This is a genomic window from Roseateles sp. FW305-36, assembly GCF_058787015.1.
Map to the genome: position 1 here is coordinate 25,385 of NZ_JBYSZK010000014.1, position 20,965 is coordinate 46,349.

19 protein-coding genes and 1 tRNA gene are annotated in these 20,965 nt (G+C 68.5%); 3 read left to right on the plus strand and 17 right to left on the minus strand.

Annotated elements, in window-relative coordinates; genetic code table 11:
- Positions 1-36: 36 nt before the first annotated feature.
- Complete coding sequence (gene rpsB / locus AC3WOE_RS22600; RefSeq protein WP_492693648.1) at positions 37-783, minus strand: 30S ribosomal protein S2; 747 nt, start codon at positions 781-783, stop codon at positions 37-39.
- 322 nt (positions 784-1,105) lie between these two features.
- On the opposite strand from rpsB, the gene AC3WOE_RS22605 reads away from it, so the two are divergent.
- Complete coding sequence (locus tag AC3WOE_RS22605; RefSeq protein ID WP_492693649.1) at positions 1,106-2,356, plus strand: NAD(P)/FAD-dependent oxidoreductase; 1,251 nt, start codon at positions 1,106-1,108, stop codon at positions 2,354-2,356.
- Positions 2,357-2,366: 10 nt separating this feature from the next.
- Positions 2,367-3,719 carry an NAD(P)H-hydrate dehydratase gene (locus tag AC3WOE_RS22610; protein ID WP_492693650.1) on the plus strand — a complete coding sequence of 451 codons (1,353 nt, stop codon included), beginning with the start codon at positions 2,367-2,369 and terminating at the stop codon, positions 3,717-3,719.
- A gap of 3 nt (positions 3,720-3,722) precedes the next feature.
- Here AC3WOE_RS22610 and rnr read toward each other — a convergent pair whose 3' ends face one another.
- Positions 3,723-6,035: a ribonuclease R gene (gene rnr, locus AC3WOE_RS22615; RefSeq protein ID WP_492693651.1), complete on the minus strand. Its 2,313-nt coding sequence runs from the start codon at positions 6,033-6,035 to the stop codon at positions 3,723-3,725.
- Between the two features lie 68 nt (positions 6,036-6,103).
- Between rnr and AC3WOE_RS22620 the strand changes: the two genes are divergently transcribed.
- A tRNA-Leu gene (locus AC3WOE_RS22620) sits at positions 6,104-6,188 on the plus strand.
- 218 nt (positions 6,189-6,406) lie between these two features.
- Here AC3WOE_RS22620 and AC3WOE_RS22625 read toward each other — a convergent pair.
- The 15 genes from AC3WOE_RS22625 to pilW all read right to left on the minus strand — a co-directional run bounded on the left by AC3WOE_RS22625 (position 6,407) and on the right by pilW (position 20,961).
- On the minus strand, positions 6,407-6,928 hold the full coding sequence (locus AC3WOE_RS22625; protein ID WP_415656970.1) for a phosphoribosyltransferase: 522 nt from the start codon (positions 6,926-6,928) through the stop codon (positions 6,407-6,409).
- A 31-nt stretch (positions 6,929-6,959) separates the two neighbouring features.
- The gene (locus AC3WOE_RS22630; RefSeq protein ID WP_492693652.1) at positions 6,960-8,291 is read right to left on the minus strand and encodes an adenylosuccinate synthase; all 1,332 of its coding nucleotides are present in this window, start codon (positions 8,289-8,291) and stop codon (positions 6,960-6,962) included.
- A 47-nt stretch (positions 8,292-8,338) separates the two neighbouring features.
- Positions 8,339-9,502 carry an ATP phosphoribosyltransferase regulatory subunit gene (locus AC3WOE_RS22635; protein ID WP_492693653.1) on the minus strand — a complete coding sequence of 388 codons (1,164 nt, stop codon included), beginning with the start codon at positions 9,500-9,502 and terminating at the stop codon, positions 8,339-8,341.
- 74 nt (positions 9,503-9,576) lie between these two features.
- Entirely contained in the window at positions 9,577-9,759 is a 183-nt protein-coding gene (locus tag AC3WOE_RS22640) for a DUF2065 domain-containing protein (protein ID WP_492693654.1), read from the minus strand.
- Positions 9,756-10,661, minus strand: coding sequence for a protease modulator HflC (hflC, locus tag AC3WOE_RS22645; RefSeq protein ID WP_492693655.1), 906 nt, complete (start codon positions 10,659-10,661; stop codon positions 9,756-9,758). Before hflC ends, AC3WOE_RS22640 begins: the two co-directional genes overlap by 4 nt.
- Positions 10,662-10,676: 15 nt before the next feature.
- Positions 10,677-11,924: an FtsH protease activity modulator HflK gene (hflK, locus tag AC3WOE_RS22650; protein ID WP_492693656.1), complete on the minus strand. Its 1,248-nt coding sequence runs from the start codon at positions 11,922-11,924 to the stop codon at positions 10,677-10,679.
- Positions 11,921-13,162, minus strand: coding sequence for a GTPase HflX (gene hflX, locus AC3WOE_RS22655; RefSeq protein WP_492693657.1), 1,242 nt, complete (start codon positions 13,160-13,162; stop codon positions 11,921-11,923). Before hflX ends, hflK begins: the two co-directional genes overlap by 4 nt.
- Positions 13,163-13,172: 10 nt before the next feature.
- Entirely contained in the window at positions 13,173-13,415 is a 243-nt protein-coding gene (gene hfq / locus AC3WOE_RS22660; RefSeq protein WP_056198163.1) for an RNA chaperone Hfq, read from the minus strand.
- An 82-nt stretch (positions 13,416-13,497) separates the two neighbouring features.
- Positions 13,498-14,835 (minus strand): ribosome biogenesis GTPase Der, encoded by a 1,338-nt coding sequence (gene der, locus AC3WOE_RS22665; protein ID WP_492693658.1) that lies wholly within the window; start codon positions 14,833-14,835, stop codon positions 13,498-13,500.
- Positions 14,832-15,977, minus strand: coding sequence for an outer membrane protein assembly factor BamB (gene bamB, locus AC3WOE_RS22670; RefSeq protein ID WP_492693659.1), 1,146 nt, complete (start codon positions 15,975-15,977; stop codon positions 14,832-14,834). The genes der and bamB overlap by 4 nt, the downstream gene beginning before the upstream one ends.
- Positions 15,974-16,645, minus strand: a complete 672-nt coding sequence (locus AC3WOE_RS22675; protein WP_492693660.1) for a YfgM family protein — start codon at positions 16,643-16,645, stop codon at positions 15,974-15,976. Before AC3WOE_RS22675 ends, bamB begins: the two co-directional genes overlap by 4 nt.
- A gap of 42 nt (positions 16,646-16,687) precedes the next feature.
- Entirely contained in the window at positions 16,688-17,995 is a 1,308-nt protein-coding gene (hisS, locus tag AC3WOE_RS22680; protein WP_492693661.1) for a histidine--tRNA ligase, read from the minus strand.
- The gene (gene ispG / locus AC3WOE_RS22685) at positions 17,992-19,254 is read right to left on the minus strand and encodes a flavodoxin-dependent (E)-4-hydroxy-3-methylbut-2-enyl-diphosphate synthase (protein WP_492693662.1); all 1,263 of its coding nucleotides are present in this window, start codon (positions 19,252-19,254) and stop codon (positions 17,992-17,994) included. The genes hisS and ispG overlap by 4 nt, the downstream gene beginning before the upstream one ends.
- The gene (locus tag AC3WOE_RS22690; RefSeq protein ID WP_492693663.1) at positions 19,254-20,153 is read right to left on the minus strand and encodes a helix-turn-helix domain-containing protein; all 900 of its coding nucleotides are present in this window, start codon (positions 20,151-20,153) and stop codon (positions 19,254-19,256) included. The genes ispG and AC3WOE_RS22690 overlap by 1 nt, the downstream gene beginning before the upstream one ends.
- A 31-nt stretch (positions 20,154-20,184) precedes the next feature.
- Positions 20,185-20,961 (minus strand): type IV pilus biogenesis/stability protein PilW, encoded by a 777-nt coding sequence (gene pilW / locus AC3WOE_RS22695; RefSeq protein WP_492693664.1) that lies wholly within the window; start codon positions 20,959-20,961, stop codon positions 20,185-20,187.
- Positions 20,962-20,965: the final 4 nt, after the last annotated feature.

Consider the following 20,965-nt stretch of genomic DNA (forward strand, 5'->3'; position numbering starts at 1 on the left):
CCTCGCGGCCCCTTTCAGATGCGGGGTCGAAAAGGCTCAGGCCTCTTCGGAAACCTCGACGAACTCGTCGCCGGCGGGGGCAACCGCAGCCAGCACGTCGTTCGTGGCATTGGCCTTGCCTTCCAGAACGGCGTCAGCGACGGCGCGGGCGTACAGAGCGACAGCCTTGGCGGAGTCGTCGTTGCCGGGGATGACGTAGTCGATGCCGATGGGCGAGTGGTTGGTGTCAACCACGCCGATGACGGGAATGCCGAGCTTCTTGGCTTCGGCGACGGCGATCTTGTGATAGCCGACGTCGATGACGAAGATGGCGTCGGGCAGCGCGGTCATGTCCTGGATGCCGCCGATGTTCTTCTCGAGCTTGGCGATGTCGCGCTGGAACAGCAGAGCTTCCTTCTTGATCGCGGGCTGGGTGCCGGCGTCGATCTGGGCTTGCATGTCCTTCAGGTTCTTGAGGGAGGTCTTGACCGTCTTGAAGTTGGTCATCATGCCGCCCAGCCAACGCGAGTCGACGTAGGGCATGCCGGCGCGCTGGGCTTCGGCGGCGATGAACTCACGGGCTTGGCGCTTCGTGCCGATCATCAGGATCGTGCCGCGCTTGGCAGCGAGCGAGCGCACGAACTTCATCGCATCGTTGAACGCGGGCAGCGTCTTCTCGAGGTTGATGATGTGGATCTTGTTGCGATGGCCGTAGATATACGGGGCCATCTTGGGATTCCAGAAGCGGGTTTGGTGGCCGAAATGGACGCCGGCTTCCAGCATCTCGCGCATCGTGACAGACATGGGTCTTACTCCGAAGGTTGTGTCTAAAATCCGGCCCGAATTGCGTTGCAGCGCCTTGAAACAACCGTTTCGAGACTGCCGCAAGCCGCAACACCTTTTGGGGCCGGTTTGCGATTTGTTGCGACGAGTGGCGCCAACACCCGTTGGCAGCTGCACCCCTCACAACCGTTTTTGCCTCGGTTGAGCGGCTTGAAAAGCTACTCCCTCCGGCAAAACCCGCAGAGTATACACAATCCATGGCTTCCTTCCGACGCAGCTGCACCCCCGCGGTCGCCAGCCTGCCCTTTGCGGCTGCCTCCCTGAGCACGTACAAGGTGTCCGCTTGACCCGCAGCGTCGCGGTGGTGGGCGCAGGCCTGGCCGGCGTCACGACGGCCTATGAACTGGCCGCGCTGGGCATCAAGGTCCAGGTCTTCGAGCGCGGCGGCAGCGTGGCCGAACAGGCCAGCTTCGCCGGCAGTGCCCTGCTCTCCCCTTTCCTGCCTGGCCTGGCCGAAACCGGCACCCCGGCACCCCTCGGTTTTCGACTGCGCCGCTGGCGCGCCGGCCGCAAGGGCGGCGACGCCGCCAGCCAGCTGGCCGCCCTGAGCCAGCTGAGCCTCGCGCGCACCGCTGAGCTGCGCCGCGAGCTCCGGCTGGACGATGAGCCCAGCAGCGGCCTGCTCGTCGCACTGACAGACGCCAAGCGCGTGGGCGCCGCCGAGGCCCTGCAGGAAACCTGGAAGTCCCTGGGGCTGCAGGTGGAACTCATCGAGGCCGGCGAGGCCCGGCTGCGTGAGCCCGGCCTGAATGCCGATGCGCCGTTGGCCGCCGCCCTGGCCTTGACCCACGGCGGCACCGGCAATGCCCGGCTCTTCGCCCAGCAACTGCGCCAGCAGGCCCAGCGCCTGGGTGCGGAGTTCCGCTTCCACACCACCGTGCGCGCTGTTTCAGCCGACGGCGCTGGCCTGACGCTGCGCCACGAGTACACACCGCCGATGGAGGCGCCCACACGCGGCGCCGAGCGCGAAGCCGGCGACACCCTGCCACAGTTGCTCGGCCCGCAGGACGGACACTTCGATGCCGTCGTGCTCTGCAACGGCCTGGAAGCCCCGGCCCTGCTCGGCCAGCGCCTGCCGCTGTCGGCCCATCACGAGGCCTCGGTCACCGCGCCGCTGCGCTTGCTGGAGGCCCACCCTGACCTCGGCCCCAAGGCAGGTTGGGCGGATCCTTCGCGCGGCCTGACCGTCGCCCGCACCGGCCAGCGTGTGCGCGTGACCGGCGGCCTCACCGTCACCGACTCCCGCGCCAAGGTCGCACCCGACTTTGAGGCCCTGCACCGCGGCCTGCAGCACTGGTTCCCCGGCTCGGTACTGCACCAGCAGGTGCAGCAGGGCCAGAGCCGGCGCGCCATGAGCGCCGACGGCCTGCCCCTGCTCGGCGCCAGCGCCCGCGCCGGCCTCTGGCTCAACCTCTCGCCAGGCGGCCAGGGTTGGGGCCTGGCCTGCGGCAGCGCCCAGGTGCTGGCGCAGTTGATCGCGGCCCAAGCGCCGGCACTCGACATTGCCGCCCTCGGCCCGCAAAGACTGGCCTAAGCTCGCGGGCATGCACGCGCTGCTGCCCACCACCGCCACCCTGCCGCTGTTCGACGTCGCCGCCAGCCGGCGCATCGAGGCACGCGCCCTGCTCCATTCACCCGACCTGATGGAACGCGCCGGATTGGCGGTCGCCAAGCTCGCGCTGGCACTGCGCCAGGGCTCTGGGCCGGTCTGGATCGCCTGCGGCCCGGGCAACAACGGCGGCGATGGGCTGGTGGCGGCCCGACGCTTGGCCGAGGCGGGCGTGCCGGTGCATGTGAGCCATGAGGCGCCGGCCAGCGCTTCCCTCGTCATCGACGCCCTGCTGGGCCTGGGCCTGAACCGCGGGCCCTCCCTGGAAATGCTGGCCACCATGACCGCGATGCAGGGCTGCGGCGCGCCGGTGCTGGCCGTGGATCTGCCCAGCGGTTTGCTGGCCGACACGGGCCAGCCCGCAGGGGAACGCGCCGTGCGCGCCGACCACACGCTGACGCTGCTCACGCTCAAGCCCGGCCTTTTCACCGGCGAAGGCCGAGCCCATGCCGGCCGCCTCTGGTTCGACGCTCTCGGCATCACGCCGGACGAGGCACCGACGGCCGAGCTGCTCGGCCCCACGGCCCCGCCAGAGCGCGGTACGACCAGCCACAAGGGCAGCCACGGCCAGGTCCTGGTCGTCGGCGGCGCGGCCGGCATGCAAGGTGCCGCCCGCCTGGCGGCCCGCGCGGCCCTGACCTGCGGTGCCGGGCGCGTCTACCTGGACCTGATGGGCCAGCCCGGCGGCGAACCCGCCGATCCGGGACGGCCCGAACTGATGCGCGGCCGGCTGGACGAGTTGCCGCAGGCGGTCGGCGTCATCGGCTGCGGCGCCGGGCCGACGATCGCCGGGCTCTTGCCCGAGCTGCTGCAGCGCTTGCCGCGCCTCGTCATCGACGCCGACGCCCTCAATGCCATCGCCGAGGATGCGACCCTGCAAGCCTTGCTCAAGGCTCGCCCGGCGGGCTCGACCGTGCTGACGCCCCATCCCCTCGAAGCCGCCCGCCTGCTTGGCCGCGACACAGCCAGCCTGCAGGCCGACCGGCTCGCTGCCGCGCATGAGCTGGCGGGGCGCTTGAATGCCAGCGTCGTGCTCAAGGGCTCGGGCAGCGTCATCGCGTCGCCCGGCGAGCGTCCGGCCCTCTGCGCGAGTGGCGGGCCGGCGCTGGCGACAGCAGGCAGCGGTGACGTGCTGGCCGGCTGGCTGGGCGGACTGTGGGCGCAGCAGCTCACGGCCAGCGCTCACGCCATTGCCTGCGCCGGCGTGGACGCCCACGGCCGTGCCGGCGAGGTCGACGGCGTGCTGCGCGCCGGCGATCTCATCGAACGCCTGGCCGCGCAGCGCTGAGGCTCAGCGGCGCTTGCGCGGCGCGGGCTTGGCGGCCGTCTTCTTGGACGCCTTGTTGGCAGCCTTGCGCGCCGCCTTGACCGGATGCAGGCCCGCAACGACGGCCTTGCGGCTCTGCTTCACGTCGCGATCGGTCTGGCGCACCTCTTCGAGCGCCTCTACGGCGGTCTTGGGCGCCCGCTTCTTGGCCGGCGGCTTGCCCGAGGACTTGCCGGCCGCCTTCGGGGCGGCACCCCGGCTCAGCCCGCGCGCCTCGTCGCTGTCGCGCACCAGGCGGAAGTCGATGCGACGGCCATCGAGATCGACGCGGCTGACCTGCACCTGCACGCGCGCCCCGGTCGCGTAGCGGATGCCGGTGCGCTCGCCGCGCAGCTCCTGGCGCACCTCGTCGAAGCGGTAGTACTCGCCGCCCAGTTCGGTGATGTGCACCAGGCCCTCGACGTAGAGGGCATCCAGCTGCACGAAGAGGCCGAAGGAGGTGACCGCGCTGACGGTGCCGGCGAACTCCTCGCCGAGGCGGTCGCGCATGTAGCGACACTTGAGCCAGGCCTCGACGTCGCGGCTGGCCTCGTCGGCGCGGCGCTCGTTGGCGCTGCAGTGCGCGCCGACGACTTCCCAGCGTTCGGCCTCGTTGCGGGCATCGGCCGGGTTGGGCGGCGGCGGGCGGCCCGGGCGCTTGGGCGCCTGGGGCACATTCATCTTGGACGCATCCAGCGTGTAGCGCTTGCCGGCCAGCAGGCCCTTGATGACGCGGTGGACCAGCAGATCGGGATAGCGCCGGATCGGGCTGGTGAAGTGGGTGTAGGCCGGATAGGCCAGGCCGAAGTGACCCGAGTTGGTGCCGGTGTAGATGGCCTGCTGCATGGAGCGCAGCAGCATGGTGTGGATCTGCTGCGCGTCCGGGCGGTCCTTGGTGGCTTCGGCCAGCTGCTGGAACTCGCGCGGCGACGGGTCGTCGGAGATGCCCACCGAGATGCCCAGCGAGCGCAGATAGTTCTGCAGGGTCTGGCGCTTCTCGGGTGTCGGGCCTTCGTGCACGCGGTAGAGCGAGTGGTGCTTGCTGCCCTGGATGAAGTCGGCCGAGCAGGTGTTGGCGGCCAGCATGGCCTCCTCGATCAGCCGGTGGGCGTCGTTGCGCGTGCGCGGGATGATCTTCTCGATGCGGCCGTTGTCGTCGCAGACGATCTGCGTCTCGGTCGTCTCGAAGTCGATGGCGCCGCGGCGGTGGCGCTCGCCCAGCAGCGCACGATAGACCTCGTGCAGATGCAGCAGATGCGGCACCAGCTCGCGGCGCTTGGCCGCCTCGGGGCCGTGGGTGTTGGCCAGGATGGCCGCGACCTCGGTGTAGGTGAAGCGCGCGTGCGAGCAGATCACCGCCGGATAGAACTGGTAGGCCGTGACCGTGCCGTCCGCGGACACCAGCATGTCGCAGACCATGCTGAGCCGGTCTTCGTAGGGGTTCAGCGAGCACAGGCCGTTGGACAGCTTCTCCGGCAGCATCGGGATGACGCGGCGCGGGAAGTAGACGGACGTCGCGCGCTCGTAGGCGTCGGCGTCCAGCGGTTCGCCGGGCTTCACGTAGTGCGACACGTCGGCGATGGCGACGAGCAGGCGCCAGCCCTCGAAGGCCTTCTTGCCGCGCCCCTGCTTGAAGGGTTCGCAGTAGACGGCATCGTCGAAGTCGCGCGCATCCTCGCCGTCGATGGTGACCAGGGGCACGTCGCGCAGGTCGATGCGGTGCTTCAGATCGGCGGCGCGCAGCTTCTCGGGCAGCTTGGCGGACTGGGTCAGGGTGTCGGGACTGAAGCGGTGCGGCACGTCGTACTTGCGCACCGCGATCTCGATCTCCATGCCGGGGTCGTCGATTTCCCCTAACACCTCCACCACGCGGCCTACCGGCTGCGAATACAGCGATGGCGGCTCGGTCAGCTCGACCGCGACCACCTGGCCGGCGGTCGCGTTGGCGATGCCGTTCTTGGGGATGAGGATGTCCTGCCCCATGCGCCGGTCTTCGGGCGCGACCAGCCAGATGCCCGACTCGAGCAGCAGGCGGCCGATCAGCGGGCGCTTCTTGCGCTCGAGGATCTCGAGCACCTTGCCTTCGGGGCGGCCACGCTTGTCGAAGCGGATGACGCGCACGCGCAGGCGATCGCCGTGCATGACCGCGTGGGTCTCCTGCGAGGACAGGTAGATGTCCGAGGAGCCGTCGTCGGGGATCAGGAATCCATGGCCGTCACGATGGCCTTGCAGCGTGCCCTCGACTTCGCCGAGCAGGCCCGCGCCGTCGCCCGTAGGCGATGCAGTTGTGTTCTTCAAGTTTTTGATGATATAGTCTCTGTTTTCCTGAAACGGCTCAGGACTTCGCTAGAAGTTTTGAGCACCTTGCCCAGGTGGCGGAATTGGTAGACGCACTAGTTTCAGGTACTAGCGGGTAACTCCGTGGAGGTTCGAGTCCTCTCCTGGGCACCAAACAGAAAAGGCCAGCACGAAAGTGCTGGCCTTTGCCGTTTGGGGAACCAGGAAGCGATGTCCAGTGGACATCGCGTGAGGGCTCGAAGGGTTCGGAGCTGCACTCCGAACCGGGGTCGCGGAACGTGACCGAGTCCCCGCTGATGCGCCCTCGATGGGCGCTTCAGCGAGTGGTGGCACAAACCGATCTCCTTCGATCCGCGCCACTAGCCCCACCCTCAAACAACGAACTTCTTCGCCAGTTGCTCCGGCCCCATGCCGTCGTATTCCTCGAACGGCTGATGGATCCACGGCGAGGTCTCGAGCATCTCGACATAGTAGTCCGGCGTGTAGGCCGACACCTTCTTGGTCCAGATGACTGCCGAGCGCAGCTCGGTGATGGCCGGCATGCCGCGCAGGCGCTCCACCACGGCCTTCAGCGTGACGCCGGAGTCGGCCAGATCGTCCACCAGCAGCACGCGGCCGGCCAGTTCGCCCTTGGGCATGGTGATGTACTTGGCCATGTCCAGGCGCCCCTGGATGGTGCCGGCTTCGGCGCGGTAGGAACTCGTGGACATGATGCCCAGCGGCTTGTCGAAGACGCGCGACAGCACATCGCCCGGGCGCATGCCGCCACGGGCCAGGCAGAGGATCTGGTCGAACTGCCAGCCGGACGCGTGCACCTTGAGCGCCAGGCGCTCGGTCAGCAGGTGGTACTCGTCCCAGGATACGTAGAGGTGTTTGCCGTCGTCGGTCAACATGGTGGCGTTGTCTCCGGTGGTGTGATGGTGATCAGGCGGAATAAGGGTGGCGCAGCACGATGGTGTGCTCCCGGTCGGGGCCGGTGGAAACCATGTCGATGGGGGCACCGATGACCTCTTCCACGCGCTTCAGGTAGTTGCGCGCATTGGCCGGCAGGGCGTCCCAGGACGTGGCGCCGAAGGTGGTCTCGGTCCAGCCCGGGAAAGTCTCGAAGACCGGCTCGCAAGCCTCGATCTCGTCGCCGTCCAGCGGCAGGATGTCGAGCAGCTTGCCGTCGAGCTGGTAGCCCACGCACATCTTGATCTCGGTCAGGCCGTCCAGCACGTCGAGCTTGGTCAGGCACAGGCCGGTGATGCCGTTGATGATGATGGAGCGCTTCAGCGCGGCGGCATCCAGCCAGCCGCAGCGGCGGGCGCGGCCGGTCACGGTGCCGCGCTCCTGGCCGACGGTCGACAGGTGATAGCCGACGGTGCCGGGCTGCTCCCAGTCCAGCTCGGTCGGGAAGGGCCCGGAGCCGACACGCGTCGTGTAGGCCTTGGTGATGCCCAGCATGTAGTGCAGCATCTGCGGGCCCACGCCGGCACCGGCGGCGGCATTGCCGGCGACGCAGTTGCTGGACGTGACGTAGGGGTAGGTGCCGTGGTCGATGTCCAGCAGCGTGCCCTGGGCGCCTTCGAAGAGGATGTTGGCGCCGGCCTTGCTGGCCTTGTGGATCATGTAGCCGACGTCGGCCAGCATGGGCTTGATGGCCTCGGCCATCTTCATGGCCTGCTCGAAGATGGGCTCGAAGGCCAGCTCTTCGCCCTTGAGGTAGCCGCGCAGCGCGAAGTTGTGTAGCTCCAGCAGTTCGCGCAGCTTCTTGGCGAAGCGCTCGGGATGCTTCAGGTCCTGAGCGCGCAGGGCGCGGCGGGCGACCTTGTCTTCGTAGGCCGGGCCGATGCCCTTGCCGGTGGTGCCGATCTTGCCGCTGCCGCTGGTCTCGCGCAGGGCCTCGCGCGCCTTGTCGACGGCGACGTGGAAAGGCAGGATCAGCGGGCAGGCCTCGCTGATGAAGAGGCGCGAACGCACCTCGACGCCGGCCTTCTCCAGGCGCTCGATCTCGCTCAGCAGATGGGTCGGGTCCAGCACCACGCCGTTGCCGATGTAGCAGGCCACGCCGTCGCGCATGATGCCGCTGGGGATCAGCTGCAGCGCGGTCTTCACGCCCTTGATGACCAGGGTGTGGCCGGCGTTGTGGCCGCCCTGGAAACGCACGACGCCCTGGGCGTGATCCGTCATCCAGTCGACGACCTTGCCTTTGCCCTCGTCACCCCACTGGGTGCCGACGACGACCACATTGCGTCCACGCGCGGTTTGGCTCATGTTGATTGCCTGTCTAGCTTGAAATGGAAATCAGCGGGCGCCGCGCCTTACAGCGTTCGGACAACCCACTCAGTGTGCTCGCGAACCAGTTCGCGGTCACAGTCGAATTCATCGGCCTCGTGCTCATGCCCGGGCAAAACGCACACCACCGTCTCGCCCTGCTCTCGCAAGGCGCGCACGGCCTGGCGCAGCGAGGCGTCCTCGCCCCAGGGCGCGCGCACCGCGGCGCGCAGCCCGGTTGCCGGCACCAGCGTCACCAGCGTCTTCAGGTCCAGGCTGAAGCCCGCCGCGGGGCGACGGCGGCCGAAGGCAGCGCCGACCTCGTCGTAGCGGCCACCGCGCAGTACCGCGTCGGAGCAGCCCGAGGCATAGGCGGCGAAGCGGATGCCGGTGTAGTAGGCATAGCCCTGCAGGTCGGCCAGGTCAAAACCCAGGCTGACCTCGGGGTGGACTGCGGCCAGATGACCTGCCAGCCAATCCAGGTCGGCCAGGGCCGCCTTGACGAGGGGATGGTCGGGCAGGCGTCGGGCGGCCTCGGCCAGCACTTCACGGCCGCCGAAAAGGCTGGGCAGGGCCAACAGCGCGTCGCGCGTGACGGCCGGCAAGCCGGTGGTGATCTCGGCCAGCACACCCATGTCCTTGGCGGCCAGGGCGGCGGTCAGCGCGCCCAGCGTGTCGGCGGGCAGCTTGATGCCGTCCAGCACGCCCTGCAGCAGGCGAGCATCGCCCAGGTCCAGCATGACGTTGCTCAGGCCGGCGCGGCGCAGCGCGTCCAGGGCCAGGTCCTGCACTTCCAGGTCGGCTTCCAGGCCGGCGTGGCCATAGATCTCGACGCCGAACTGCAGCGGCTCGCGGCTGGTGTTGAGGCCGTCGGGACGCGTGTGGGCCACGGGGCCGCAATAGCACAGGCGGGTCACGCCCTGGCGGTTCAGCAGATGGGCGTCGATGCGGGCGACCTGGGGCGTCGTGTCGGCGCGCAGGCCGAGCGAGCGACCCGACAACTGGTCGACCAGCTTGAAGAGCTTGATTTCGGAGCCGCTTCCCGCGCCGGACAGCAGGGAATCCAGATGCTCCAGCAGCGGCGGGATGACCAGCTCGCAGCCATAGCTGCGGGCCATGTCGAGCAGCTCTCTACGCAGCTCTTCGATGCGGCGCGCCTGCGAAGGCAGGACGTCGGCGATGTGCTCGGGCAGCAGCCAAGCAGAGGACATGGGCGCAGGCTAGGCGGTTAAAAACGGCATTGTACCTATGCCCTCCCCGGCTGCAGCCGCCGCGAGCGTTCGGATCAGCGCAACCAGAGCAAGCCAAACAAGCCCATCAGGATGCTGGCCAGCCCGATGAAGCGGATCTGGCCGTCGCTCATGGCCAGGATGCGGCTGAAGACCTCACGCCAGCGCGCCGGGCTGATCAGGGGCATCAGCCCCTCGATCACCATGACCAGCGCAAGCGCGGTCAGCAGCTCGTTCACTTGCGCGCGGGCGCGGCGGCGGGCGCGGCGCCGGAGCTCCCCGGACCTCTCATGGCCTTGAAGAAGTCGCTGCTCGGGTCGACGACCATCACGTCGCCCTTGTTGCGGAAGCTGGCGCGATAGGCTTCCAGCGAACGGTAGAACTGGGCGAACTGCTGATCACGGCCGAAGGCTTCGGCATACAGGGCCGAGGCTTTGGCATCGCCCTCGCCCTTGATCAGCTGCGCATCGCGATAGGCCTCGGCCACGATGATTTCGCGCTGGCGGTCCGCATCGGCCTTGATCTTCTCGCCCTCGGCGGCACCCGTCGAGCGCGTCTCGTTGGCCACGCGCTTGCGCTCGGACTCCATGCGGCGATACACCGAGTCGGTGATGGTGGACGCGAAGTCCACGCGCTTGATGCGCACGTCGACGACCTCGATGCCGAACTGCTTGGCCTCGTCGGCCAGGCGCTTGCGCACGTCGTTCATGATCTTTTCGCGCTCGGCGGACAGCACGCCGATGACGGTGCGCTTGGTCACTTCCTCGTTGAAGGCGGCCTGCACGATGGGAGCCAGGCGGTTCTCGACGTTGCGGATGTCCGACCCGTTGTTGCGGATGAACTGGCGCGGCTCGGTGATGCGCCACTTGATGAGCCAGTCGATGACCAGGCTCTTCTTCTCGGCGGTGAAGATGGGGCGGGACTCGGGACTGTCCAGCGTCTGCACGCGGCGGTCCAGCATGACGACGTTCTGCACCGGCGGCGGCAGCTTGAACTTCAAGCCCGGCTCCGTGACGACTTCCTTGATCTCGCCCAGCGCATAGATGACGGCGAACTGGCGCTGGTCGACGATGAAGAGCATCGACGACAGCAGCATCAGGACGACGATGGCGCCGGCGAGGATGGCGGCAATACGGTTCATTCGGATGGTCCTCGATCAGCGGCCGTCGCGGCTGCGCTGGTTGTCACGGCTGCGCGGGTCGTTGGCGGCGGGCAGCGTCTGCGGCTCGGGCACGGCGGTCGGCTGCGGTGCCGACACGGTCACGCTGCCACTGCCACTTTGCTGCAGCAGCTTGTCCAGCGGCAGATAAAGCAGGTTGGAGCCGCTCTTGCTGTCCACCATGACCTTGCTGACATTGGTGTAGACCTGCTGCATGGCGTCGATGTAGAGGCGGTCGCGCGTGACCTGCGGGGCCTTCTGGTATTCGGTCAGCACGCTCTTGAAGCGCTGCGCATCGCCTTCGGCGGTCGCGATGACGCGCGCCTTGTAGCCCTCGGCCTGCTCGCGCAGGCGGGCGGAGTCGCCGCGGGCACGCGGAATGACGTCGTTGGCGTAGGCCTGGGCCTCGTTCTTCAGCTGCTCGCGGTTGGCGTTGGCCTTGAACGCGTCCTCGAAGGCGGCCTGCACCTGCTCGGGCGGCTGCACGCTCTGCACGTTGACGTTCTTGATCTGGATACCGGCCTTGAGGCGGTCCAGCTGAGCCTGGATGGACTTCACCAGATCGGTCGCGATGGCGTCGCGCTGCTCGTAAAGCACCGAGTCCATGGTGTTCTTGCCGACGATCTCGCGCACGGCGGACTCGGCCGCCAGCAGCACGGCCTGCTCGGGATCGCGGTTCTCGAACAGGAAGTCCTTCAGGTCACGGATGGTGAACTGCACCGTGAAGCGGATGTCGACGATGTTCTCGTCCTGGGTCAGCATGGACGAATCGCGCAGGCCGGTGGCCGCGACGACCGAGCTGCGACCGACCTCGACCTGGCGCAGCTGCGAGACCGGCTGGATCTCGTGGCCCTGGAAGGGATAAGGCAGGCGCCACTGGAAGCCGGCTTCGACGGTCTTGCTGTACTTGCCGAAGGACGTCACGACGCCCTGCTGGCCTTCCTGCACGATGAAGAAGCCGCTGGCCAGCCAGCCCAGGGCAACGACGCCGGCAATGAGGCCGACGCCGATGCCGGCGCCCTTCATGTCGGGCGAACCACCGGAGCCATTCGGACCCGAAGGACCACCGGACTTGCCACCGAACATGCCCGAGAGCTTGCGGTTGAAGTCGCGCCAGAGCTCGTCGAGATCGGGGGGACCGTCATTGCGGCCGTTGTTCAGCAGCCGACCCGCGGCGCGTGCGACCGGCGTCATCAAACGCTGGGCCCACGTGCTGCGGGGCTGGGTGTGGGGAGTGCTGCTCATGCCTGTGAAGGGTCTGAGGAAAAAGAATCGATGTCCGACGGATCAACGTCGAAACGTGGGTCCCGTTCGTCGGGAATCAAGGGCCGGGCCTGCATGGCCGTCGCAATCAGCTGGCGCAGCTCCGCCAGGCCGCTGCCGTCCAGGGCGCTGACAAAGACGCGTGGCGTCGGCTCGGTGCTGCCGTTGGCGCGCAGCACGGCGTCGACGATCTCGCGCGGGCGCTGGTCGTCGGGCAGCAGGTCCTGCTTGTTGTAGACCAGGATCTGCGGCACGTCGGCGGCACCGATTTCGGCCAGCACGCGCTCGACCTCGGCCATCTGCTCGTCCAGCACCGGGCTGGCGGCATCGACGACATGCAGCAGCAGGTCGGCATCGGCCGCCTCCTGCAGCGTGGCGCGGAAGGCCTCGACCAGCTTGTGCGGCAGGTCGCGGATGAAGCCGACCGTGTCGGACAGCGACACGCTGGCCGCGGCCTGCTCGAGGTAGAGGGAGCGCGTCGTCGTGTCCAGCGTCGCAAACAGCTGGTTGGCCGCATAGGCGCGTGCCTTGGTCAGCGCATTGAAAAGCGTGCTCTTGCCCGCGTTCGTGTAGCCGACCAGGGAGACCTTGAACACGCCATTGCGGGAGCGCGAGCGGCGCTGCGTGCTGCGCTGCTTCTGCACCTGCTTGAGGCGCTCCTTGGTCTTCTTGATGCGGTCGTCGATCATGCGACGGTCCAGCTCGATCTGGGCCTCGCCAGGGCCGCCGCGCATGCCGATGCCGCCGCTCTGGCGCTCCAGGTGGCTCCAGCGCCGCACCAGGCGCGTGGCCAGGTATTGCAGGCGCGCCAGCTCGACCTGCAGCTTGCCCTCGTGGCTTTGCGCGCGGGCGGCGAAGATCTCGAGGATCAGCGCCGTGCGGTCGGCCACCGGCACGCCCAGCACCCGCTCGAGATTGCGCTGCTGGGCCGGCGAGATGGCCTGGTCGAACAGCACCGTGTGGGCTTGGTGGGCCTGCACGAGGAGCTTGATCTCGTCGGCCTTGCCGGAGCCGACGAACAGGGCCGCGTCAGGCGCCGTGCGCCGTGCGATGACCTTGGCGACGGGCGTGTCGCCGGCCGATTCGGCCAGCAGCGCCAGTTCGTCGAGGCTTTCGTCGAAGCCCTGCTTGGCGGAGTGCCGACCGAAATCGACACCCACAAGAATGGCGCGCGCCGCCTCGGAGGGCGGCGTCGCGTCGTGGGCAGAGGTCGAGGACAAGGAAGCGGGATCAGGCGTCCGCGGGAGCGTCGCCGGCGTGGAAGTTGACGGCGCGGCCCGGCACGACGGTGGAGATCGCGTGCTTGTAGACCATCTGCGTCACGGTGTTGCGCAGCAGAACGACGTACTGGTCAAACGATTCGATGTGGCCCTGGAGCTTGATGCCGTTCACGAGGTAGATCGAGACGGGCACATGCTCCTTGCGCAGCAGGTTCAAAAAAGGGTCCTGCAAAAGTTGGCCTTTGTTGCTCATCGGTATGCTCCGAGTTATTCGGGGGGATGGGGGACTACGGGTAAGACCTTAACACAGCGTCTCAGCCCCTCCGGAGGTCAGCCTAGGTCTTTTCGTCGAAGGGATTCTTCGAAGAACGTAGCTCGATCTTCAGCGGCGTTCCGACCAGCTTGTAGTGGGCGCGGATGCGGCCCTCCAGATAACGCTTGTAGACCTCGGTGACGCCGTCCAGCGCATTGCCATGGATGACGACGATGGGCGGGTTCTGGCCGCCCTGGTGGGCGTAACGCATCTTGGGGCGCGACACGCCCGAGCGCTTGGGCTGCTGGTGCTCGACGGCCTCCTGGATGAGGCGGGTCAGCACCGGCGTGGTCATCTTGCGATAGGCGGACGCATAGGCGTCGGCCATGGCATTCCAGAGCTGCGACAGGCCCTGGCGCTTCAGCGCCGAGATGTGGTGCATGGGCGCGAACTTCAGGAAGGCCAGGCGCTGCTCGATCTGGCGCTTCAGCGTCTCGCGCTGGTAGCTGTCGACGGCATCCCACTTGTTGCAGGCCAGCACGACGGCGCGGCCGCTGTCGAGGATGTAGCCGGCGATGTGGGCGTCCTGGTCGGTCACGCCCTGGGTGGCGTCCAGCAGCAGCAGCACGACGTGGGCGTCGGCGATGGCCTGCAGGGTCTTGACCACCGAGAACTTCTCGATGGCCTCGAAGACCTTGCCCTTGCGGCGCAGGCCGGCGGTGTCGATGAGCTTGAACTTCTGGCCGTTGCGCTCGAAGTCCACGGCGATGGCATCGCGCGTCGTGCCCGGCATGTCGAAGGCGACGAGACGCTCCTCGCCCAGCCAGGTGTTGATCAACGTGCTCTTGCCGACATTGGGGCGGCCGGCGACGGCCAGGCGGATGACGCCGTCCTGCTGCGGTCCGGCGCCGAATTCCTCGCTGGTGTCCTCGAAGGGCTCCAGCACCGCGTCCAGCAGGCTGCGGATGCCCTGGCCGTGGGCCGACGAGATGGGATGCGGCTCGCCCATGCCCAGCTCGTGGAACTCGGCCAGCAGCGGCGAGTCGCTCATGCCCTCGGCCTTGTTGACGGCCAGGTGCACGCGCTTGTTGACGCTGCGCAGATAGCGGGCGATGTCGCTGTCGTGGGCCGACAGACCCAGGCGGATGTCGACGACGAAGATGACCGCATCGGCCTCGGCGACGGCCTGCTTGGTCTGCTTGGCCATCTCCTTGACGATGCCGGTGCTGCTGTCGGGCTCGAAGCCGCCGGTGTCGATGACGATGAACTCGCGATCGCCCAGGCGGCCGTCACCGTAGTGGCGGTCGCGCGTCAGGCCGGCGAAGTCGGCCACGATGGCGTCGCGCGACTTGGTCAGGCGGTTGAACAGCGTCGACTTGCCCACATTGGGGCGGCCGACCAGAGCGATGACAGGTTTCATTCGGCCTTGATTGCGAACAGGCCGCCGTTCTTGGTGGCGACCAGGGCCGTCTCGCCCTGCAGGGCGACGGTGACGACCTGGGTGCCATCGGTGGCCAGACGCGAGCGCGTCTTGCCGGTGTCGCGGTCGATCAGGTGGACCTGGCCCTCGAAGTCACCGACCAGCACCTGCTTGCCGATGACGACGGGCTCGGAGAGCTTGCGGCGCTGGAACTGGTCGGCCGACCAGGCCAGGTCGCCGTTGGCCAGCTTCCAGGCCGACAGGCGGTCGGAAGCATCGCCGGCGACGACGACCTGCGAGTCGGCACCGATGCCGTTGGTGCCGCCGACGACGCGGTTCCACAGCGCGCTGCCGCGCTCGGCGTTGATGCAGCCCACCGAGGACTGGAAGGCGCGCGCGCAGATCACGTCGCCCTGGCGCATGGCCGGGCCGACCAGGTCGGCCAGACGTTCGACTTCGTTGGTGCCACGCGGCGTGGCCACGCTGGCCTCCCAGCGCAGTTGGCCCTTGACCGGGTCGACGCCTGCCAGGCGCGGGCCCTGGCCGACGACCAGGGTGTCCTTGTAGGCCAGCAGCACGCCGGCCTTGGCCAGCGTCAGCGGCTCGCCGGGACGCTTCAGTTCCCAGATCTTGCGGCCGTCCAGCGCATCGAAGGCCAGCACCTGGCGGTCCAGGGTCAGCGCGAAGACGCGTTCGCCAGCTACCAGCGGTGCGGCGACGACGGGCGTCGGCAAGGCCTTCTTCCAGGCCACCTTGCCGTTGTCCAGCACGATGAGCTCGTTGTCGCGGTTGACGACGGCGGCGAAGCGGCCGTCGCTGCCGACGCCGGCCAGCAGCTTGTTGCCGGCGTCGCCACGCCAGAGCTCGCGCCCATCGGCGGCCGAGAGGGCACGGACCTGGCCATCGCCGCTGGCGACGACGAAGCTGTCAGCCGGCGTCGCGATGCTGAGCGGGAAGGTGATGTCGGCGCCCTTGCTGCTCCAGACGATGCGACCACTGGCCGGGCCCGACAGCGTCTCCAGGACGGCGGGCTTGGTCTTCTCGTCGCCGAACCAGTTGTTCCACGTCGAGCTGATCGTGGAGCAGCCCGCCAGCGAGACGGCCAGCAGCGAAATCAGCGTGATCCGGACCTGACGCTTCATTGCGCGGCTCCAGCAGCCTCGACGGCGGTGGGCACGCCCAGCGTGGCCAGCTTGGCTTCGATGATGGCGCGGTAGTTCTGGGTCTTGTCCATGCCGGCCAGGGCCTTCTGGTACTCGGCCTTGGCGACGTCGCGCTTGTCCTGCAGCAGGGCCAGGTCGCCGCGGCGGTCGGCCACCAGGGCGGCGAAGTCGGTCGACTTGATGGCGTCCAGGGTCTTGGCGGCCTCGTCATAGGCCTTGGCGTCGAGCTGCAGGCCGGCCAGTCGCAGGCGGGCGATGTCGCGGTAGGGCGCGCCCTCGGCGCCCTGCTCGGCCACCCAGCTCAGGCTCTGCCTGGCGTCGTCGGCCTTGCCCTTGTCCTGTTGCAGCTTGGCGATCTGCAAGCCGGCCTGGGCCGCGTAGGCGGTGCCGCCGAAGCGGGCCTTCAGGTCGCCGGCGGCGACGGCCGCCTTGTCGACGTCCTGAGCCACCAGGGCGCGATCGAATTCGTCATACATCGCGGCGGCCTTGGCGGCCTGGTCGCGCTGGTACCAGTTCCAGCCCTGCCAGGCGGCAAAGGCGGCCAGCACGGCGGTGATCACCCAGGTGATGAGATTGCCCCAGCGCTTCCAGAACGCTTTGAGCTGTTCAAGTTGTTCTTGTTCTTCGAGGTCGAGATGGGCAGCCATGGGGAAAACTTCGAGGGAAGGAAGGGCGAGCGAGGCCCGGGATTATGCGGGGAGGAGGTCGGCGGCCCAGGAAGCCACGTCGGCAAGCGGCCGGCTGACCTGTTCACCGCCTTCGCGCAGGGGCTTGAGGCTGACCTCGCCCCGGGCGAGTTCGTCGGCGCCGAAGACCAGGGCGAAGCGGGCGCCGGAGGCGTCGGCTTTCTTGAACTGCGACTTGAACGAGCCGCCGCCGGCATGCATCTGCACGGCCACGCCGGCCGCGCGCAGGGCTTCCAGCGCGGGCAGGATGCGCGGCAAGTCGCCCGGCTCGGGCACGACGGCATAGACGTCAGGCGCGGCAACGGGCTGCTGCAGGTTCAGCGTCTCCAGCAGCAGCAGAAGGCGCTCCAGGCCCATGCCGAAGCCCACGGCCGGCGTGGGCTTGCCGCCCAGCTGCTCGACCAGGCCGTCGTAGCGGCCGCCGGCGCAGACCGTGCCCTGGGCGCCGAGCTTGTCGGTCACCCACTCGAACACGGTCAGGTTGTAGTAGTCGAGGCCGCGCACCAGGCGCGGGTTGATGCGATAGGCCAGGCCCACGGCGTCCAGCAGCGCCTTCACGCCGTTGAAGTGGGTGAGCGAGGCTTCGCCCAGGAAGTCCAGCAGCTTGGGCGCACCCTCGGCCATGGCCTGCATGGCCGGGTTCTTGGTGTCCAGCACGCGCAGCGGATTGGCGTACATGCGGCGCTTGGCTTCCTCGTCCAGCACATCCTGGTGCTGCTCGAGGTAGGCGATAAGTGCCGCACGATGCGCGGCACGCTCGTCAGGCTGGCCCAGGCAGTTGATCTCCAGCGTGACGTCCTCGCCCTCCTTCAGGCCCAGCTCACGCCACAGCGTGCGGGCCAGCAGGATGACTTCGGCGTCCACGTCGGGGCCGGCGAAGCCCAGGGCCTCGATGCCCATCTGGTGGAACTGGCGGTAGCGGCCCTTCTGCGGCTTCTCGCGGCGGAACATGGCGCCGACGTAGTAGAGGCGGCGCGGGCTGTCGCGCAGATAGCTGTGCTCGATCATGGCGCGCACCACGCCCGCCGTGCCTTCGGGGCGCAGCGCCAAGTGCTCGGCCTGGCCATGCTTGTCGGCACGGTCCTCGAAGGCGTACATCTCCTTCTCGACGATGTCGGTCACCTCGCCGATGCCGCGCACGAACAGGGCCGTGGGCTCGACGATGGGCACGCGCACATTGCTGTAGCCATAGCGGGCCAGCACGCTGCGCATGGTGGCTTCCAGCGACTCCCAGCGCGCCGATTCCGGCGGCAGGATGTCGTTCATGCCCTTCACCGCTTGAAGCGGCTGGACCTTCTTGTTTTCGCTCATGCGGTCGCGGTGGCGCCGAAGCGCTTCTCGATGTAGTTCTCGACCAGGGCGTGGAACTCCTGGGCGATGTTGTCGCCGCGCAGGGTCACGGCCTTCTCGCCGTCGATGAAGACAGGCGCCGCCGGCGCCTCGCCGGTGCCGGGCAGGCTGATGCCGATGTCGGCATGCTTGCTCTCGCCGGGGCCGTTGACGATGCAGCCCATGACGGCCACCTTCATCTCCTCGACGCCGGGATATTTGTTGCGCCAGACCGGCATCTGCAGGCGCAGGAAGTCGTCGATCTGCTTGGCCAGTTCCTGGAAGGTGGTGCTGGTGGTGCGACCGCAGCCCGGGCAGGCCGTCACGCTGGGGTTGAAGTGGCGCAGGCCCAGGGCCTGCAGGATCTCCAGCGCGACGACGACTTCCTGGGTGCGCGACTCGCCCGGCTGGGGCGTGAGGCTGACGCGGATGGTGTCGCCGATGCCTTCCTGGGCCAGGATGCCCAGGGCCACCGACGAGGCCACCGTGCCCTTGGTGCCCATGCCGGCCTCGGTCAGGCCCAGGTGCAGGGCGTAGTCGCAGCGGCGCGCCAGCTCGCGGTAGACCGAGATCAGGTCCTGCACGCCGCTGACCTTGCAGCTGATGATGATGTTGTCGGGGTTGAAGCCCAGCTCGCGGGCATAGGTGGCCGACGTCAGCGCCGATTCGACCAGGGCCTGGTACATGACCGGCTTGGCGTCCCAGGGCTGGGCGCGGCGGGCGTTCTCGTCCATGAACTGGGCGAGCAGTTCCTGGTCGAGGCTGCCCCAGTTGACGCCGATGCGCACGACCTTGTCGTACTTCATCGCCGCCTCGATCATTTGCGCGAACTGCTTGTCCTTCTTCTCGCCCTTGCCGACATTGCCGGGGTTGATGCGGTACTTGGACAGAGCCTGGGCCATGGCCGGGTAGTCGGTCAGCAGGCGGTGACCGTTGTAGTGGAAGTCACCCACCAGGGGCACGTCGATGCCCATACGGTCCAGCTGCTCGCGGATATAGGGCACCTGCTCGGCGGCCTCGGGCGTGTTGACGGTGATGCGCACCATCTCCGAGCCAGCAATGGCCAGTTCCTTGACCTGGATGGCGGTGCCGATGGCGTCCACCGTGTCGGTGTTGGTCATGGACTGCACGCGCACCGGCGCGTCACCACCGACCGTCACGACACGATTGCCCCAGACGACGCGGGCCTGGCGGCTCTTGCGCGCTGCGGGAGCGGCCTCGGGAATGATCCATTCGCTCATCAATTCAACTCCAGTCGAGCGACGTTGTCCTTGCCGCGCGCGGTCAGGTCGACGGCGGCACCGCGCCATTCGACCTGCGTGCCGCGCACGTTGCCGACGCGCACCTTGTAGGGCGACGCGCCGCTGTATTCCTGCTGCTCGCCGGCACGCAGCACGCGCGACAGCAGCACCTGGCCCTTGGCATCGGCCACCTCGATCCAGGTGTCGGCCGTGGCCGTCACGCGCAGCGCGCTGGCGCTCGTCGTGGCGGCAACCGTCGTCTTCACTGCCGGCGCCGAGGCCGGCACGGCGGCCGGCGGCGGGGCGACATCGCGCACCTGCAGCGGCGCGGACGCCACCGGCTCCTGCACGACGGGGGCCGGCGTGGACACGACGGGCTCCGACGCTGCCGGCGCCGGCACGAACTCGGCGACAGGCGCACTGGCGGCGGCGATGACGCCGGACGCGGCCGGCGCGGCAGCCGAACGCTCCAGCCAGCCGGCCGGAATCCAGTAGACGGCCGCGGCGGCAGCCAGCAGCAGCACCGGTGCCCAGACCACCGGCCTGGCCACCAGGGCCAGAACGCCACCGTCGATGGGACCGGCACCGCGCTCGCGGAAGGGCTGGTTGAGCCCGGGGCGCACGTCGAACTCGCGGTCGCGGGTGCGCGGCAGCATGGCCAGCACCGGCGCCGGGTCGACCTTGAGGGCCCGGCACATGGCGGTGGCCAGGGCGCGGGCAAAGGTGGCGTCGGGCAGTTCGTCGAAGCGGTCGGCCTCCAGGGCCTCGAGCTTGGCCTGGGGCACCTTCAGCATGACGGCCAGGGCGGCGATGTGCAGGCCGCGCTGCTGGCGCACATTCCTGAGCCAGGCGCCGGCGGTGGCGGCCTGGCTGGGGGATCCCTCGGAGATGGGTTGCATCGTCTCGTTCTTGTTGTGGGCCGTCGTCGGCTTATTCGTCGTAACGGCCAGCGTCCAGGGACTGGGTCTCCGGTGCCTGCGGGAACTTGCGGCGCATCTGCATCGCCAGGTCGTCGACGGGCCTGCCCAGCTTGCGCTCGATGCGCAGCTGCAGCCACAGGCTCTGCGCATTGAGCTGCTCGGGCTGGTCGTTGACGCGCTTCACGTAGAAGCGGGCCCGCTCCAGCTCCCGGTTGCGGAACAGCACCTCGGACAGGTTGACCGCGATGGCCGGGTTGGCCGGGTCCAGCTCGAAGGCGCGCGTCAGCGTCTTCTCGGCCACCAGCATGCGACCCGAGCGCGCCTCGCAGACGCCCTTGGCGAGCAGGGTGCGGGCCGGCGCGCGGTAGGTGGAGACGGCCAGCGCCTGGTCGAACAGCGAGTCCGCCGTGGGCCAGCGCTGCTGCTGGCACATGAACCAGCCATAGTTGTGCAGGGTGTCGGGATCGTTGGGGTAGACGACCAGGGCGCGGCGGAAGGCTTCCTCGGCCAGCTGGTGCTCGCCCATGGCCCCGTAGATCAGGCCGCGCAGATTGACGGCCTCGCGCATGTCGGGCTTGGCCTGCAGGGCCAGCTTGAGCTCGTCCAGCGCCGTGTTGAACTGGCCGCGCGAGAAATAGCCCTGGGCCAGCTCCAGCCGGATGCCGGCACGGCGGTCCATGTCGGTCTGGTCGGAATCGGTCTTGATCTCGCGGTCGACGGGGGGGGCAGTGGTGCCCGCGCAGGCGGCCAGGAGGGTGGCGGTCAGAACGATCAGCAGTCGCTTCATCAAA

Excerpts from the sequence above, each read along its gene's own strand:
- rpsB (WP_492693648.1), bottom strand. The coding sequence starts at position 783 with ATGTCTGTCACGATGCGCGAGATGCTGGAAGCCGGCGTCCATTTCGGC.
- AC3WOE_RS22610 (WP_492693650.1), top strand. The coding sequence starts at position 2,367 with ATGCACGCGCTGCTGCCCACCACCGCCACCCTGCCGCTGTTCGACGTC.
- AC3WOE_RS22625 (WP_415656970.1), bottom strand. The coding sequence starts at position 6,928 with ATGTTGACCGACGACGGCAAACACCTCTACGTATCCTGGGACGAGTAC.
- AC3WOE_RS22630 (WP_492693652.1), bottom strand. The coding sequence starts at position 8,291 with ATGAGCCAAACCGCGCGTGGACGCAATGTGGTCGTCGTCGGCACCCAG.
- AC3WOE_RS22635 (WP_492693653.1), bottom strand. The coding sequence starts at position 9,502 with ATGTCCTCTGCTTGGCTGCTGCCCGAGCACATCGCCGACGTCCTGCCT.
- hflC (WP_492693655.1), bottom strand. The coding sequence starts at position 10,661 with ATGAACCGTATTGCCGCCATCCTCGCCGGCGCCATCGTCGTCCTGATG.
- hflK (WP_492693656.1), bottom strand. The coding sequence starts at position 11,924 with ATGAGCAGCACTCCCCACACCCAGCCCCGCAGCACGTGGGCCCAGCGT.
- hfq (WP_056198163.1), bottom strand. The coding sequence starts at position 13,415 with ATGAGCAACAAAGGCCAACTTTTGCAGGACCCTTTTTTGAACCTGCTG.
- der (WP_492693658.1), bottom strand. The coding sequence starts at position 14,835 with ATGAAACCTGTCATCGCTCTGGTCGGCCGCCCCAATGTGGGCAAGTCG.
- bamB (WP_492693659.1), bottom strand. The coding sequence starts at position 15,977 with ATGAAGCGTCAGGTCCGGATCACGCTGATTTCGCTGCTGGCCGTCTCG.
- AC3WOE_RS22675 (WP_492693660.1), bottom strand. The coding sequence starts at position 16,645 with ATGGCTGCCCATCTCGACCTCGAAGAACAAGAACAACTTGAACAGCTC.
- hisS (WP_492693661.1), bottom strand. The coding sequence starts at position 17,995 with ATGAGCGAAAACAAGAAGGTCCAGCCGCTTCAAGCGGTGAAGGGCATG.
- ispG (WP_492693662.1), bottom strand. The coding sequence starts at position 19,254 with ATGAGCGAATGGATCATTCCCGAGGCCGCTCCCGCAGCGCGCAAGAGC.
- AC3WOE_RS22690 (WP_492693663.1), bottom strand. The coding sequence starts at position 20,153 with ATGCAACCCATCTCCGAGGGATCCCCCAGCCAGGCCGCCACCGCCGGC.
- pilW (WP_492693664.1), bottom strand. The coding sequence starts at position 20,961 with ATGAAGCGACTGCTGATCGTTCTGACCGCCACCCTCCTGGCCGCCTGC.